This is a genomic window from Acinetobacter sp. 161(2023) (assembly GCF_037027805.1).
GTDB lineage: Bacteria > Pseudomonadota > Gammaproteobacteria > Pseudomonadales > Moraxellaceae > Acinetobacter.
This window is the reverse complement of sequence record NZ_JAZEYD010000016.1, coordinates 36,867-51,862: the sequence shown is the minus strand read 5'-3', so window position 1 is coordinate 51,862 and position 14,996 is coordinate 36,867. Positions and strand designations below refer to the sequence as shown.

Sequence of the window (14,996 nt, the reverse complement as noted above, 5' to 3'; positions counted from 1 at the left end):
ACGAATTATTCTATGCGTTCGCCATGTTGGCTCAAATCCAGACCCATGCGCTCATCATCAGCGTTAACACGGATACCAATCACAAGATCAATCACTTTAAGAATTACAAAAGTAGCAACACCACTGTAAATCATAGTTGCCAATACGCCTTCAACTTGTACCCATAATTGACCAGCAAATGTTGGAGCTAAAGTCACGCTGGCTGCTTTGATAATTTCATCACTGTAAAATACGCCAGTTAAAATCGCACCGACAATACCGCCTACTGCATGTAAACCAAAGGCATCCAAAGCATCATCGGCTTTAAGTAAACGTTTAAGTGCAGTAATACCCCAGAAGCACACTACGCCACCAATAAGGCCCATGACTAAAGCACCGCCTACGCCGACAAAACCTGCTGCTGGCGTAATCACAACCAAACCAGCGACAGCACCAGAAGCACCACCTAATACAGATGCTTTACCACGAATCATGCGTTCAACAACTAACCATGATAATGCAGCAGCAGCGGCAGCAACTTGAGTCACTAAAATCGCCATGCTTGCACGAGCACCAGCACCTAATGCACTACCACCATTGAAGCCAAACCAACCCACCCAAAGTAAACTTGCACCGACGACAGTTAGAGTCAAGTTATGTGGAGCCATAGATTCACGGCCAAGGCCAATACGTTTTCCAAGCATGTAAGCAGCAACTAGACCTGCAACACCTGAGTTAATATGTACAACCGTACCACCAGCGAAATCTAATGCGCCTGCTTTAAACAACCAACCATCTGTTGCCCAAACCCAGTGAGTAATTGGCGCATAAACAACAAGTACCCAAATCGTAATGAATGCCATGAAAGCTGAATATTTCATACGGTCAGCAATCGAACCACTCAAAATTGCGACAGTAATGATGGCAAAAGTCATTTGGAAAATAACAAATAAGCTTTCAGGAATTGTTCCGCTTAGTGCATTAAAGCCTACGCCATTGAGCATTGCCTTAGACAAGTCACCAAAGTATGCACCTGTGCCAGAGAACGCGATTGAATAACCAGCAATCACCCAGATTAAACTTACCAAAATTGCAGCAGAAAGGCTGAACATCATGGTACTTAAGACATTTTTCTTACGAACCATACCGCCGTAGAACAATGCCAAACCAGGAATCGTCATCAACAGTACCAAAGCTGTTGAAACTAAAATCCAAGATGTATCGCCTGTATCGAGTTTTGGTGTTGGTGCTGGAGCTGCCGGAGTTACTGCGGCGGCTGGTGCTGCTGCAGTCGTTGCAGGAGCTGCAGACGTTGATGTTGCTGTAACCTCAGATGTCGGTGTTGTTACAGTCTCTTCTGCCCAAGCGGCAGTACCACCTAAAAGTGCGCCTGTTAGACTCAGCGCCATAAGCATTTTTTTCATTCGTGTCCCCCAACCTCATTTGCGAGTTATTTTCTACTCAGCAAGCTTTGTGCCAATTAGACAGCATCTGGTCCAGTTTCACCCGTACGGATACGGATTACTTGTTCCAGGTTAGTCACAAAAATCTTACCATCGCCGATTTTTCCAGTGCTTGCCACACGTGTAATTGATTCAATTACCGCATCGACCATTTCATCACTAATCGCAATTTCGATTTTTACTTTAGGTAAGAAATCAACCACATACTCCGCGCCACGGTAGAGTTCTGTATGTCCTTTTTGACGACCAAAACCTTTAACTTCAGTTACGGTAATCCCTTGTACACCAATGTCAGAGAGCGCTTCACGCACATCATCCAATTTAAACGGTTTTACAATTGCAGTTACAAGCTTCATGTTTGTTTCCTTCGGCTTCTTTTCACCAGTAAGGTTTTATGTTCAATTTTCATGCCAATATTTCAAAGGTTGAGGGAAATGAATCTATTGCATGAACTTTCTTTATAACCTATTTAGTGATCAAGATGTAGATGAGCTATTAAAAATAAAATGAATTTTCAGTATGGTTACATGCTGATTTAATGTTCTATTTATAGTAAAAGAATTGAAACCTATATCCCACGTTCAAGCAGTGGTAAACTGTAAAGCATAAGGTAATACAACACTTTGGATATTTCATGCTAGAAACTTTATTACAGGCCATTTTGGAACAAATTGATGAGCCTAAAAAAGATTTGGAAAAAAATTTACGTGCATTATTAAATGAAGCAGTCGAAAAGTTAGACCTTGTTTCCAAACAAGAGATTGACCGTCAAAAGACCGCACTTCAATCTGCCAACCAACGTTTAGCAGAGCTACAGAAACAAGTGGGTCTATTAGAAGAAACTTTAAAGAATAAAAAATAAGCACCAATGTAGCGCACTTATACTTTACAACGATTAAAAATGAAGCACCATAATGGAACAATAAGATGTCTTTTTCTAAAATTTATACACGGGGACTTTTGGGTTTACATGCACCTCTCATTGAAGTAGAGGTCCATGTGAGTCAAGGCTTACCTTCTCTTACCATTGTAGGACTAGCTGAAGCGGCCGTAAGAGAAAGTAAAGACCGAGTTCGCTCAGCAATTATTAACAGTGGATTTCAATTCCCGACTAAACGCCTGACCATTAATCTTGCACCAGCAGATTTGCCCAAAGATGGGTCACGTCTGGATTTACCAATTGCTATCGGTATTTTAATTGCCTCTGGTCAGCTCCCAGAAAACTGTGCCGAAGATTTTGAATTTATTGGAGAGTTAGCACTTGATGGCCATGTAAGGCCAGTGTCAGGTACTTTAACTTTGGCAATGGCTTGTCAACAGGCTAAGCATAAAATGCTTTTACCGTTTGATAATAGTCAGGATATTAGCCATTTACCTGACTTTAAATGTTATCCAGTGAGCCATTTAAAAGAAGTCTGTGAACACTTCCTGGGCACAAAGTCTCTATCTTCGGTTGAGCCTACGACCACTTCAAACCAAATGCCTTATAAATTTGATCTTGCAGATGTAAAAGGTCAACTACGACCACGTCGTGCGCTCGAAATTGCTGCCGCTGGGGGGCATTCTTTACTTTTTAGAGGCCCACCCGGAACAGGTAAGACTTTACTCGCCTCAAGGCTTCCTTCAATTTTACCGCCTCTGACTAATCAAGAAACGCTTGAAGTTGCGAGTATTTACTCTATTTCAAATACATCACATACTTTTGGTCAACGACCATTTCGAGCGCCCCATCATACAGCATCAGCAATTGCACTCGTTGGGGGCGGCTGTCAGTTCCACAAATAAATCAGAGTTTACACAAATAAACTAGAGCAAGAATAAAAAGTATATTATCTATAAGCTTTAATTTTTCATTTTGTAAAGATATATGCCTGTTAATAATGACAAAATAACGACTATTGATTGCTTCCCAAATGATAATATTAGTCGAGTGGTTTATAGATATGGTGGACTTGTTCGAAATGAAGATAACGACTCAACTAATCCTTTTGTTGAAGTGTTATTAATTGAGATTAGAAAAAGTGATCAATGGTTGTTTTTAGATAAGTGCTCAACATTCCTTGTTCCCGTACTTGATCTTGATGCTGTTCAACATGGCAGTATTTGGGATGGAAATGTTTTAACCGATCAATCCTATCGATTTTCAGGAAAACTCATTACAAAACGATTTTCTTTCGACTTCACCAATAATAAACCTAAGAATATAAAACTTACGGACAGAATCCCCAATACGTCAGAGTTCTACATTCCATTAAAAAACTATTTTCTCCCCAATAAAGTTGATTATGTTCTACAAGGCTATCCATTCACTAAATACACCAATGATTCATATCGTAAAGTGAATCATTGCCTAATGCATTCCAATGATGGAACTCAAGTCATCACATCATCAATTCATATTTTGCATAGCTTATTCGTCAATCGGAAGGATATTAGGGGACTTTTATTAGGAACTTCGAGTCAATCCATCATTAATCGTTTTTTAGAATCTTATACAACAGAAATTGTGGACGATAATGTTGAATATAAAATTAAAATCAGAAAGCCATATGAAGATATTGGTGAGACTGCAATTATTTTTCTTGCTAATCTAGCCTTAAATCAGCATGTTCAGACGATAGTTGATAAAATCCAAAGAAGTATGGAGATTACTGAGTTTAATCATCTTCAGCATGCCACAGGCACACGATATCCAATTGTATTTCCGCCACATCCCACAAAGCTTTTCCTTGAAGCAGAAGGAATTTGGCTAGATGACAATAAGACACGGTTTTTTATCACTAGAGTGAAAAAATTTGATCCTATTAACGATCACATGATTGATGTCAACAAAGACCTGACCAATACAATTTCAAAGCCTGATGAGAAAAACCCTCGACCTCGTGAAAAAAGTCAAAATAAGAATGAGCACATCAATACTCAAAAACCACCATCAAAAACAAGCGGTGAATATCGTAAGCGTTCTGAGGTGGAAACTGGAAATACACAAGGTATTCTGAAGTATTCTTTTAATGAACCAATCAATGATCCAATTGAAGTCGGAGCATCTAATCAACCTTATTCAGATAAATCAGAAGAGGTTGAAACATCTTCTGATGAACCCTATGGTAATCAAAATACTAAGATCAAAAAATCTGAAACGACAGATACACCACCTAGCAGAGATGAACGTTTTGACATTGAATATATTATCCAATCTCTCCAAGAACTTGCCTCAGAAATGGACTCTCCTCTAGAACATATTTCTGCAATTAATGAACATGGTGAAATGATAGCGAGTATTAATTTGCTTCAAATCAAAAAACTTGTGCGTGAACCCAAGCACCCCTCATGGATTGATTATGATAAAGGGCGAAAATTATTGTTCTTACAACTAGATTTAAAAGATCAAAATAGTTTTTCCTATCTCATCGATATACATAAAAATAAAAATCATGAAGCATTTTGTGCTTTTCTTATTTTTACTCAGCATAAGTTAACAAGTGAACAAATTAAAAAAATCTGCATTGAACTAGAAGGTGCCAAGGGAATAAAAAAATGGGCACTCTACTGTGATAGTTTCATTCATAAAATGATTGCAATAAAACATTTATACTCAACACCAGATGAGTGGAAAAATCGATTTAAGAAACTGCTCTTAACTTTAGGTAATACAAAGTCAAATATTTTATAAAGGTATATTTAAAAATCATCGTATTAACAACAGGAATAGAAAGGCTAATAATTATTTATTCCTGTTGGTTGACCAAATAAGAACTAAAAGACTAACTCAATACCTACTCCATATAACCACCCCTTTTCAGAATTTGTAGCTTCTTGAAAAGTTGTTAATTTCTGCCCTTTTTCATATTGATAAGCGACATCAACAAATGGTCTGATACGCTTATTAATCTCGTAACGAGTTTTTATACCTGTCTTTAACTCAGACAAACCTGACTTTGCAGCAAAATCAGAATTATCATTAAGCACAATATCTGCTGCAATATATGGCTGAGTAATTAGCTTTTGAGTGAGTAATAGATCTCGATCAAACTCAAAACTGGCTCCCCAAAAATTATTTTCACCACCATAAATGTAAGCTTTTGTCTCAAAGAAATAAGGAGCGAGACCTAATAATCCAATAACGCCATCAATGCGATTACTATTACGGTTATTTTTGTCCTCACTATACCTTACCCCAGCTTGTACATCCCAAAATGGTGCAACATTTCTACTGTAAAGAGCTGATACATCATATTTGGGATCATTACTCTCCGCTTTATTCATATTAGCTTCAACAAACATTCGATTTTCATCTGTTCCAATCAATGTTTCGAAACTCGAACCTAAACTGCCCTTACCATCTTTATCAACTATCCACTCATTGGAAAATTTAGTTGTTTGATAGATTTGCCCACCATGCTCGTTCAAATGTTTATTATGATTTTGGCTAAAAGCTAAAGTTTCAAGTTCTTTGCTGTTTGAAGACTTTTGATCAGTATTACGTTCAACATAGCCTAATCCGCCTGATTCTCTTAAAAGCACATTCATACTTGACGTACTCTTATTTAAATTCTCAGTCGAATTATCATTCGCAAATGCCATACCCGCTAAACTAAATAAAGCAACAGATAAAATTGTTTTTGAATATAACTGTTTAGTGATGTGCATGTTGATTCACTCCCTCATGGCTAGTTTGAGGTTGGGCAACGATACTTTTCTTATCATCATCATTGCTATCTACATTTGCCACAATGAGTTTGTTCATCATTCCAGCTGCCATGTGATATAACAAATGGCAGTGGATAGCCCATTCACCTAATTCATCAGCAGTAAGTAAAGTTGTAACTGTTTTCCCCGGTGGCACAATGATAGTATGTTTATTCGGCATATTACTTGGATCTTGACCATTTTCAAGCTGCATAAACATACCGTGCAAGTGCATTGGGTGAGCCATCATACTGTCATTCACAAATTTCAAGCGTATACGTTCCCCGTATTTCACTTTGAATGGTTCTGTTTCATTAAACTTCTTACCATTAATTGTCCAAATATAGCGCTCCATGTTCCCACCAAGACGGATTTCCATTTCACGTTCTGGGGCACGAGTATCTGGTTGAGGATTTAAAGATTGTAAGTCACTATATTGAAGTGCTTTTTGACCAACAGGTGTTGAAGCATTTGCCCAGCCATATACAACATCACTATTTTTCTCTTGTGTAGATGCACTCATTTGCATGCCATGGTTCATTCCAGACATTGACTGATCTTTTGAGCTGCCTGCCATAGACGACATATTGTGGTCCATGCCTTTCATTGAAGACATGTCATGGTTCATTCCAGACATTGGCTGATCTTTTGAGTTGCCTGTCAAAGACGACATATCGTGATCCATACCTTTCATTGAAGACATGTCATGGTTCATTCCAGACATTGGCTGATCTTTTGAGCTGCCTGTCATAGACGACATATCGTGATCCATACCTTTCATTGAAGACATGTCATGGTTCATTCCAGACATTGGCTGATCTTTTGAGCTACCTGTCATAGACGACATATCGTGATCCATACCTTTCATTGAAGACATGTCATGGTTCATTCCAGACATTGGCTGATCTTTTGAGCTGCCTTTCATTGAAGACATGTCGTGATTCATGCCCACCATAGAAGACATATCATGCCCCATCCCCATATCTTCCATAGTTAATAAAGAACGAGGACGTGACTTCGGCATTTTGATTTGATTTATTGGAGGAGTATTCTCATCATGTAAGGAACCAACTGAAAAACCACTCCTATCAATTGATTCTGCTTCAATTTGATAATTCGATTGTTTGGGTTCTACAATAACATCATACGTTTCAGCCGTTCCTATTCTGAACTCATCAACTGGAACAGGTTTCACTGGTTGCCCATCTGCACTGACTACCGTCATTTTCAAGTTAGGGATTCTGACGTCAAAGAATGACATTGCTGAAGCATTAATAAACCGAAGACGTACTTTTTCACCCGCCTTAAAATTACCAGTCCAATTTTGTTCTGGAGTCTTACCATTCATCAAAAAAGTATATTTTGTCACATCAGACATATCGGTCTTAAGCATTCGCATCTGATTCCACATCGAACGATCTTGCCAAGTTGCCTTCACACCATCACGTTTAACTTGCTTGAAGACATCAAATACTGTTTCTCTTTGATTTTGGTAATAATCAGCTTCTTTCTTGAGATTCTTCATAATCTGACCACTAGTAGAATTATGAAAGTCAGAGAGTAAGACTACGTAGTCTCTACCAACCTTTTCTCCTGCTGTTAAAGGCGCTTTATCCTTTGGATAAATAACTAGGGGACCATACAAACCATCTTGTTCTTGCCCTTTGCTATGCGAGTGATACCAATAAGTACCATTTTGGCGAACCTTAAACTTATATTCGTAGGTCTTATTAGGGGCAATACCGTCAAACTGATTAAATCCGGGTACGCCATCCATGATGCCCGGTAGAATTAACCCGTGCCAATGAATAGAAGAATCTTGTTTTTTTAGCTTGTTATGGACACGAATAATAGCATCATCACCTTCCTCAAATTCAAGAAGAGGTGCAACAAATTTCCCGTTGACCGTAATTCGTTTTAAAGGCTTACCTGTGATATTCACCGTTTGCTCAGCGATTGTTAAATCATATTCTTTAACCGCTGCCACAACCCAAGTTGATGAAAATAAACCTACTCCTATTAAAAGGACATGACTTAATTTTTTAGACATTTATTTCACCTATCTAATATAAAGATGGGGAGCTCAAGCAAACCAATTATTCGCTTTAATCTCCCCAATCTTTCATTTATCGTATTTGTTATTTATTTGATGTATTTGACATGTTCATCTTTGAGTGGTCCATGTTCATCATATTTGAATGATCCATATTACCCATTTTAGACTGATCCATATTCATCATCTTAGAGTGATCCATCTGAGACATATCAGCCATATTGCCATGCTCATGCTGACTATGATCCTGTTGGGTTTTCTCATCATTCTTCATATTACAAGGTTTTTGGCATTTCTCTGACATTTTTGAGTCCGCTTTAGTTTCAGTGACTACAGTGGTTCCCTGTTTAGCATCGGCTGCCCAAGACTGAGTTCCTGCAATTAAAGTTCCAATACACAAAAGTGTAGTTAAGCTACGACGGAATAGAGTTTTCATGTTTTGCTCCAAAAATTAACTTTATGTAAATACCTTAAAGGCCTTCACTAAACATCTATGTGACATGAAAATGACATTTTTGTAATCTACAACGAATCACGTATTTATAACGTTATTATGTTCTTAATGAGTGATATGGGATTTTTATCAATGAGAATCTTACTAGTTGAAGATGAACAAAAAACCGGTGACTACCTTAAACAAGGTCTATCTGAAGCTGGGTATATAACGGATTGGGTCACAGATGGATTATCTGGTAAACATCAAGCGCTTTCCGAAGAATATGACCTCATCATTTTAGATGTGATGCTTCCAAAGCTAGATGGTTGGGATATCATTTATGATATCCGAAAAAGTGGCAAAACTATGCCTATTCTTTTTCTTTCAGCACGTGATCAAATTGAAGATCGTGTGAAAGGCTTGGATTTAGGTGCTGATGATTATCTAGTCAAGCCTTTTGCTTTTGCTGAGTTATTAGCACGAATTAAAAGCTTACTCCGACGGGGACAACAAAAAGAAGATAGTAACCTTATTACAATTGCTGATCTTGAACTTGATCTTCGTAAACGCCGCGTCACTCGCGCTGGGCAACGTATTGACTTAACAGCTAAAGAATTCGCGCTGATGGAATTATTTATGCGTAGACGTGGTGAGATATTACCTCGTACGCTCATTGCCTCTCAAATATGGGACATGAATTTTGATAGTGATACCAACGTTGTAGAAGTCGCTATCAAACGTTTGCGCAGTAAAATTGACAGTAATTTTAGCCCAAAGCTGATACAGAACATACGTGGAATGGGGTATGTTTTAGAGGTAGAAGATGACTCGTAAATTGTTTAATGCAATCAGCTTTCGTATAGCAATCATCTTTTCTCTTTCTACTGTTATCATCTTAATGATTATGGGGTTGGTTATTCACAAGCTCGTAATGCATCATTTTGAAGCTCAAGACCGAACTCAATTAGAAGGCAAAATTCAACTTATAGAGAATCTACTTGAACAGAACCCATCTAACTCTCAAGAACTAAATTTATATTTAAAAGATGCCTTAATTGGACATCACGATCTGATTGTTCAGATTGAACGTCCAACAGGTCAAGTTATTTTTAGCTCAGCACCATCAGTAATTCATCCCCAAGCACTCAACAAATCAAAACAAGATCCATGGCTTGAATGGAAAATTAAAAATAAGACTTATCGTGGCTTAATTTATAAAAAGACTTTTGATCATAATGACTCGTTTATATCAGCTCAGATTATTGTTGGAATCGATACCTCTGAGCATCTACATTTCTTAAATGACTTTAGACGTCAACTTTTATACATTGGATTTGTGGGTACAATTTGTTTAATGTTCTTAGGGTGGTTCGCAGCATGGCGAGGGCTACGTCCAGTACAACAAATGGCAAAAGTAGCAGAGGGTATCTCAGCCCAACATCTTTCTGAACGTTTAGAAGTCGAAAATACTCCAACCGAACTTAAATCACTGGCTGTCGCTTTTAATGATATGTTAGATCGGCTAGAAGCCGCAGTAGAAAAACTTTCAGATTTTTCATCTGATCTTGCTCATGAAATAAGAACACCTATTAACAATTTGATGACTCAAACTCAAGTATGTTTATCTCGTAGTCGAAATATTAATACTTATCAGGAAGTTCTATTTTCAAATTTAGAAGAGTTTGAGCATTTAGCTCGCATGGTCTCTGATATGCTATTTTTGGCAAAAGCAGAACATGGTCTACATTTACCTAACCTACAACAGGTTAATTTAGTTAAAGAAGTTTCAGCATTATTTGATTTTTATGATGCTATCGCTGCTGAAAAGGGAATGTCACTAGAACAGAGTGGTTCAGGTAGTATAAAAGGTGATCCTTTAATGCTACGCCGCGCTTTGAGTAACTTGTTATCGAATGCAATTAAATATGGCAAATCAGATTCGGTCATCAAAATCACATGCCAACAAAACTTTGATACAACAACATTCATCATTGAAAATGAAAGCTCCCCACTATCATCAGAACAACTTAATCGGTTATTCGATCGTTTTTATCGAACAGATGTATCTAGACAGAGAGTTGAAGAAGGTACTGGCCTTGGTTTAGCAATTACCAAATCTATTCTTGATGTGCATGGAGCTTCCATTCAAGCGACTTATAACGAGGGACATATTTCTTTTAAAATTATCTTTAAAAATTAGTGATATCTCGGTTATTAAGCACTCATTCTAATGAGTGGTAAGTCGTGATTATTTTTGATGACGTAATCGTAAGGCATACCAATTACCAATGCAGAGCTTAGGCTCATTGCTAATGCAGCAATCATAGGAGAGAGTAACTAGTTATTGAATACTTTGTTTTCACGATGGTGATGATCCATAAAAGCCTCCTTCACATTTAATTTTTTAAATTAATAATTTCATTAAGATGGAAATAGACTCCCTCTTATTAGTTTATTTAATGATCATTGTTTTATTTAAAGTCAGTGTATCACTTGCGGTTTTTTAATTTTTAAAATGACAAAAATGTAATTTTGAAGTCATCGGGATGTTTCTCTCATTCTTTAATAATAAGCATAAGACAAGTGATGATCAGGTGATCCATGAATGCATTTCATTTGGTCATTACTGAGCCCAAGATTAGTTTAAAGAGGATGAAGAAATGAAAATTTTCAAAAATAAAATGTCAGCTCTACGTAACACTCTCGTAGGTGCAACACTGATTGTTACTGCTTCAAGTGCATTTGCACACGTGAAACTTGAAAGTGCGACACCTGCTATTAATGCATCTGTAGCTAGCCAACCGAAAAATATAACTTTGAATTTTGGTGAAAAAGTTATGTTAATGAACGTCAAGTTGCTTGATGCACAACGTAAGGACATTCCTTTAAATTATAAAATAACTCATGATATGAAAAAATCATTTGACGTCGCTGCACCTAAACTAAAAAAAGGAAAATATACAGTCGTGTGGACCACAATGGGAGCGGATGGCCACAACATGAATGGCGAATATAATTTCACCATTAAATCAGCAAAATAAAAATCAAGTGCTAATAGCAACATGCCAGCGAACTGCTGGCATGTTGCTATTACGATGGAGAAAATTATGATTCCTGAATCTTGGATATATGCATCATGGCTTGTTAAAGTCATTTTATATTTAGGGATTGCATTTATTATAGGTGGTGCTTTCTGCTATTTCTTACTTGGACGTTATGTTGAAATAAAGGGAACTATTCTCAAATACATAACTATTGGTACAGGATTAGGTCTTTTTTCAAGTGTTCTCGGCTTCTTCATTCTTATAGGAAGTTTTGCCAACACTGGCCTTTCAGGTATGTGGGATAGCAACTATATAAATATACTAGTCAATACTCCTACTGGACATGTCTATATCATTCGATCAATCAGTTTTGCACTTTTACTCATATTTATGATAGTCAAACTTAGTAAAGGGACGATTGATATTTCCAAAACTGAAGGAGCAATCTTTACCATACTGCTCACACCAATCGTTTTAAGTTTTTCACAACTCGGACACGTCACGAATTTACCCTTATTCGCTCAAGCTTTGTTATCAATACATGTACTTGTAATGTCCTTATGGATGGGGTCGCTTTATCCATTATGGAAAACAAGCAAAAAAATTAATGGCTTACCACTTAAAGAACGTATGCATCTATTTGGGCAAATAGCAGCCTTTATTGTAGGAATACTCATCGCTTGTGGTCTTAGTATTGCTTTATTACTCTTTAAAGATTTTAATACTCTAATCAATACACCTTATGGGCATGGATTTATTATTAAAATATTATTTGTCCTAAGTATTTTATTGTTAGCAGCCTTTAACAAATGGTATTTCACACCTCGCTTACAAAACCCGAAATTTGCGAAACAATTGGGCTATGCCATTTTATTTGAGATGTCATTAGGTCTATCAATTCTTTTAGCCACTGGTTATATCACCACTGTAGTCGGTATTGAATAATAAAGGATCACGCTATGACTTTATGGGTTAAAAACAACTTTATTATACTTATATCCTATGTATTAATTAGTTTCTAAGCTGGGCTAAACCTGCTTCAACTATAACGATGCATGTCCTTGATGATAGTGAGTTAAGTAAAATTACTGATCAAAATCACTCAGATAAATCATCTCTCTCACATAGACATGAACCCCTTATGAACAAAAAAAAGGTACCACAGAATTTAACTAAAGAAAATAATCCCAGAAAATAGGAAGTTTATAGTTTATCTAAACTAAATAGTAGAGCTCTTGCGAAAGTATACTTCTACGCGATTTTTAAATTAGCTAAACCTTATAAAACATAGATTACAACTGTTTGAATTTTAATGAAATAAAGAATTAAAATATATTGATTTATCAAATTATTTAGATAAAAACCTCCCAACAAAAAACTGAAAAATTTGAGATTTTGGATCGAAATTTAAACCTTATCTAGTACAACCCCTTATTTTTAAATCTAAGATTAAAAATAATTAATTTTATCCGACTAAAGTTTATAAAAATTGACTTTAAATTCCTAAGTATTAGCTAAGTTTACCTAGTTCACAATTATCTTAATTATCTGTAATAGGACTAATACCGTGCAAAAAAAACTACACTATTTAATGAATAAAGTTCCGCAAGTCACATTGATCTTTTGGCTCATCAAAATGATGTCTACAACTGTCGGTGAAACGGGTGCAGATTATCTTGCATTTAATTTTCATTTAGGCTTGCCTGTTACAGCACTTATTACAGGCTTATTATTATTATTCGCCTTATTCTTTGAAATCACATCAACTACTCAAAAACATTGGTTGTATTGGCTCAATGTACTCTTAATTAGTGTGTTTGGCACACTAACAACCGATTTGTTAACTGACCAATTTGGTGTTCCGCTTATTGTATCTACCCTCGTCTTTAGTGTCACCATGATCGGAGCATTTTGGGTATGGTATCGCTCTGAAAAAACTTTATCTATTCATCATATAAATACACCCAAACGTGAAATGTATTACTGGATAGTGATTTTATTTACTTTTGCCTTGGGAACTGCTGTTGGTGACCTTGTGGCTGAATCATTTAATTTAGGTTATTTAAACGCTACCTTGCTGTTTAGTGGGATCATTTCGAGCATTGCTCTAGCATTTTTTGCTAACAAAAAGTACAGCGTGTTGTGGTTTTGGTTGGCTTATATTTTAACAAGACCCCTAGGAGCCGCTTTGGGAGATCTATTATCACAACCGACTAGCAACGGTGGATTAGGTTTAGGTACTAGCATTGTAAGTATCGTCTTTTTAGGATGCATTTGTACTGCTGTTGCTTACAGCCATCATCAAGCAAAACAATCGCAATATCTACGCTAAACACGTACATTTGTTTAGCTCTAATATTTATGGAGTATCTAAGATGAACAATATCACCTCAAGTAATCCCCCCCTATCGAGCACCCAACTTAGCTTAACTAAAGTTCCTGAGATTGTTTTATTGTTTTGGATTATTAAAATTGCAGCCACGACCTTAGGAGAAACAGCAGGTGATGCCGTATCTATGTCGATGAATCTTGGATATTTAGCAGGCACAGCTCTTTTCGCAATCCTATTTATTGGCTTCGTTACAGCTCAAATTAAAACTACTAAATTTAACCCATGGTTGTACTGGACAACTATCATTGCGACAACAACTGTTGGTACGACATTAGCCGATTTTGCAACTCGCTCATTAGGTATAGGCTATGCAGGTGGAAGTTTATTGCTGCTTGGTCTCTTATCACTAAGCTTATTGAGCTGGTATAAATCAAGCGGTACTGTTGCAATTAGCTCATTAACTACACCTAAAGCTGAAGGATTCTACTGGTTAACTATTATGTTATCCCAAACATTAGGTACTGCACTAGGTGACTGGACAGCTGATACAGCGGGTTTAGGTTATCTCGGTGCTGCAATTATCTTTGGTGGATTGCTTGCCATTATTGCACTTGCACATTACAAAACTAAGATTTCATCAACAGTACTATTTTGGTTAGCATTTATTTTAACTAGACCTTTGGGTGCGGTCGTAGGTGATTTTTTAGACAAACCGATTGCTAAAGGAGGCTTAGAGCTTAGCCGTTACTCGGCATCTCTCACTTTAATTATATTTATTGTCGCATGCCTCATTTTATTTAAACAACGTGCTGCAACAAAAACACATTGATTTCGCTGATATGATATTAGAACCTTTGGATCAGGTTTAGTTTTTGAAATTAATCAAATACATCTTGAAATGTATAAAACGTTTCTTTCTGGGTGGCTAAACTATGATCTTTCAGGAATTATTAACGTTCCAAATCATTAACAATAATACGTTCGCAAGAATGTCAATTAT

Annotated in this window: 13 protein-coding genes and 1 pseudogene; 9 read left to right on the top strand and 5 right to left on the bottom strand. The window is 36.8% G+C overall.

The window, feature by feature from the left end:
* Positions 1 to 5 precede the first annotated feature (5 nt).
* On the bottom strand, positions 6 to 1,403 hold the full coding sequence (locus WA249_RS15580; RefSeq protein WP_336169999.1) for an ammonium transporter: 1,398 nt from the start codon (positions 1,401 to 1,403) through the stop codon (positions 6 to 8).
* A gap of 56 nt (positions 1,404 to 1,459) precedes the next feature.
* Complete coding sequence (glnK, locus tag WA249_RS15575) at positions 1,460 to 1,798, bottom strand: P-II family nitrogen regulator (protein WP_000780326.1); 339 nt, start codon at positions 1,796 to 1,798, stop codon at positions 1,460 to 1,462.
* A 278-nt stretch (positions 1,799 to 2,076) separates the two neighbouring features.
* On the opposite strand from glnK, the gene WA249_RS15570 reads away from it, so the two are divergent.
* The 3 genes and pseudogenes from WA249_RS15570 to WA249_RS15560 all read left to right on the top strand — a co-directional run bounded on the left by WA249_RS15570 (position 2,077) and on the right by WA249_RS15560 (position 5,115).
* Positions 2,077 to 2,304, top strand: coding sequence for an accessory factor UbiK family protein (locus WA249_RS15570; protein ID WP_336169997.1), 228 nt, complete (start codon positions 2,077 to 2,079; stop codon positions 2,302 to 2,304).
* 65 nt (positions 2,305 to 2,369) lie between these two features.
* Positions 2,370 to 3,209 (top strand): annotated as a pseudogene (locus tag WA249_RS15565) (YifB family Mg chelatase-like AAA ATPase); the annotation flags it as partial.
* Between the two features lie 100 nt (positions 3,210 to 3,309).
* Positions 3,310 to 5,115 carry a hypothetical protein gene (locus WA249_RS15560; protein WP_125510194.1) on the top strand — a complete coding sequence of 602 codons (1,806 nt, stop codon included), beginning with the start codon at positions 3,310 to 3,312 and terminating at the stop codon, positions 5,113 to 5,115.
* Between the two features lie 83 nt (positions 5,116 to 5,198).
* Here the strand turns inward: WA249_RS15560 and WA249_RS15555 are convergent, their stop codons facing one another.
* From WA249_RS15555 to WA249_RS15545, 3 genes are all read right to left on the bottom strand, one after another.
* Complete coding sequence (locus tag WA249_RS15555) at positions 5,199 to 6,092, bottom strand: copper resistance protein B (RefSeq protein WP_336169994.1); 894 nt, start codon at positions 6,090 to 6,092, stop codon at positions 5,199 to 5,201.
* Complete coding sequence (locus WA249_RS15550; protein WP_336169992.1) at positions 6,079 to 8,181, bottom strand: multicopper oxidase domain-containing protein; 2,103 nt, start codon at positions 8,179 to 8,181, stop codon at positions 6,079 to 6,081. Before WA249_RS15550 ends, WA249_RS15555 begins: the two co-directional genes overlap by 14 nt.
* Positions 8,182 to 8,269: 88 nt before the next feature.
* Complete coding sequence (locus WA249_RS15545; RefSeq protein ID WP_114193612.1) at positions 8,270 to 8,620, bottom strand: hypothetical protein; 351 nt, start codon at positions 8,618 to 8,620, stop codon at positions 8,270 to 8,272.
* 150 nt (positions 8,621 to 8,770) lie between these two features.
* Here WA249_RS15545 and WA249_RS15540 point away from each other — a divergent pair, with 150 nt between their 5' ends.
* From WA249_RS15540 to WA249_RS15515, 6 genes are all read left to right on the top strand, one after another.
* Positions 8,771 to 9,454, top strand: coding sequence for a heavy metal response regulator transcription factor (locus WA249_RS15540; protein WP_004722337.1), 684 nt, complete (start codon positions 8,771 to 8,773; stop codon positions 9,452 to 9,454).
* Positions 9,444 to 10,820 carry a heavy metal sensor histidine kinase gene (locus WA249_RS15535; RefSeq protein ID WP_004801537.1) on the top strand — a complete coding sequence of 459 codons (1,377 nt, stop codon included), beginning with the start codon at positions 9,444 to 9,446 and terminating at the stop codon, positions 10,818 to 10,820. The genes WA249_RS15540 and WA249_RS15535 overlap by 11 nt, the downstream gene beginning before the upstream one ends.
* A 460-nt stretch (positions 10,821 to 11,280) precedes the next feature.
* Positions 11,281 to 11,661 carry a copper resistance CopC family protein gene (locus tag WA249_RS15530; protein WP_114193608.1) on the top strand — a complete coding sequence of 127 codons (381 nt, stop codon included), beginning with the start codon at positions 11,281 to 11,283 and terminating at the stop codon, positions 11,659 to 11,661.
* A 66-nt stretch (positions 11,662 to 11,727) separates the two neighbouring features.
* Positions 11,728 to 12,609, top strand: a complete 882-nt coding sequence (locus WA249_RS15525) for a copper resistance D family protein (protein ID WP_114193606.1) — start codon at positions 11,728 to 11,730, stop codon at positions 12,607 to 12,609.
* Positions 12,610 to 13,231: 622 nt separating this feature from the next.
* A complete protein-coding gene (locus WA249_RS15520; RefSeq protein ID WP_114193604.1) occupies positions 13,232 to 13,996 on the top strand; it encodes a COG4705 family protein in 765 nt (254 codons plus the stop codon).
* A 43-nt stretch (positions 13,997 to 14,039) separates the two neighbouring features.
* Positions 14,040 to 14,825: a COG4705 family protein gene (locus tag WA249_RS15515; protein ID WP_114193602.1), complete on the top strand. Its 786-nt coding sequence runs from the start codon at positions 14,040 to 14,042 to the stop codon at positions 14,823 to 14,825.
* The last annotated feature ends 171 nt before the right edge of the window (positions 14,826 to 14,996 follow it).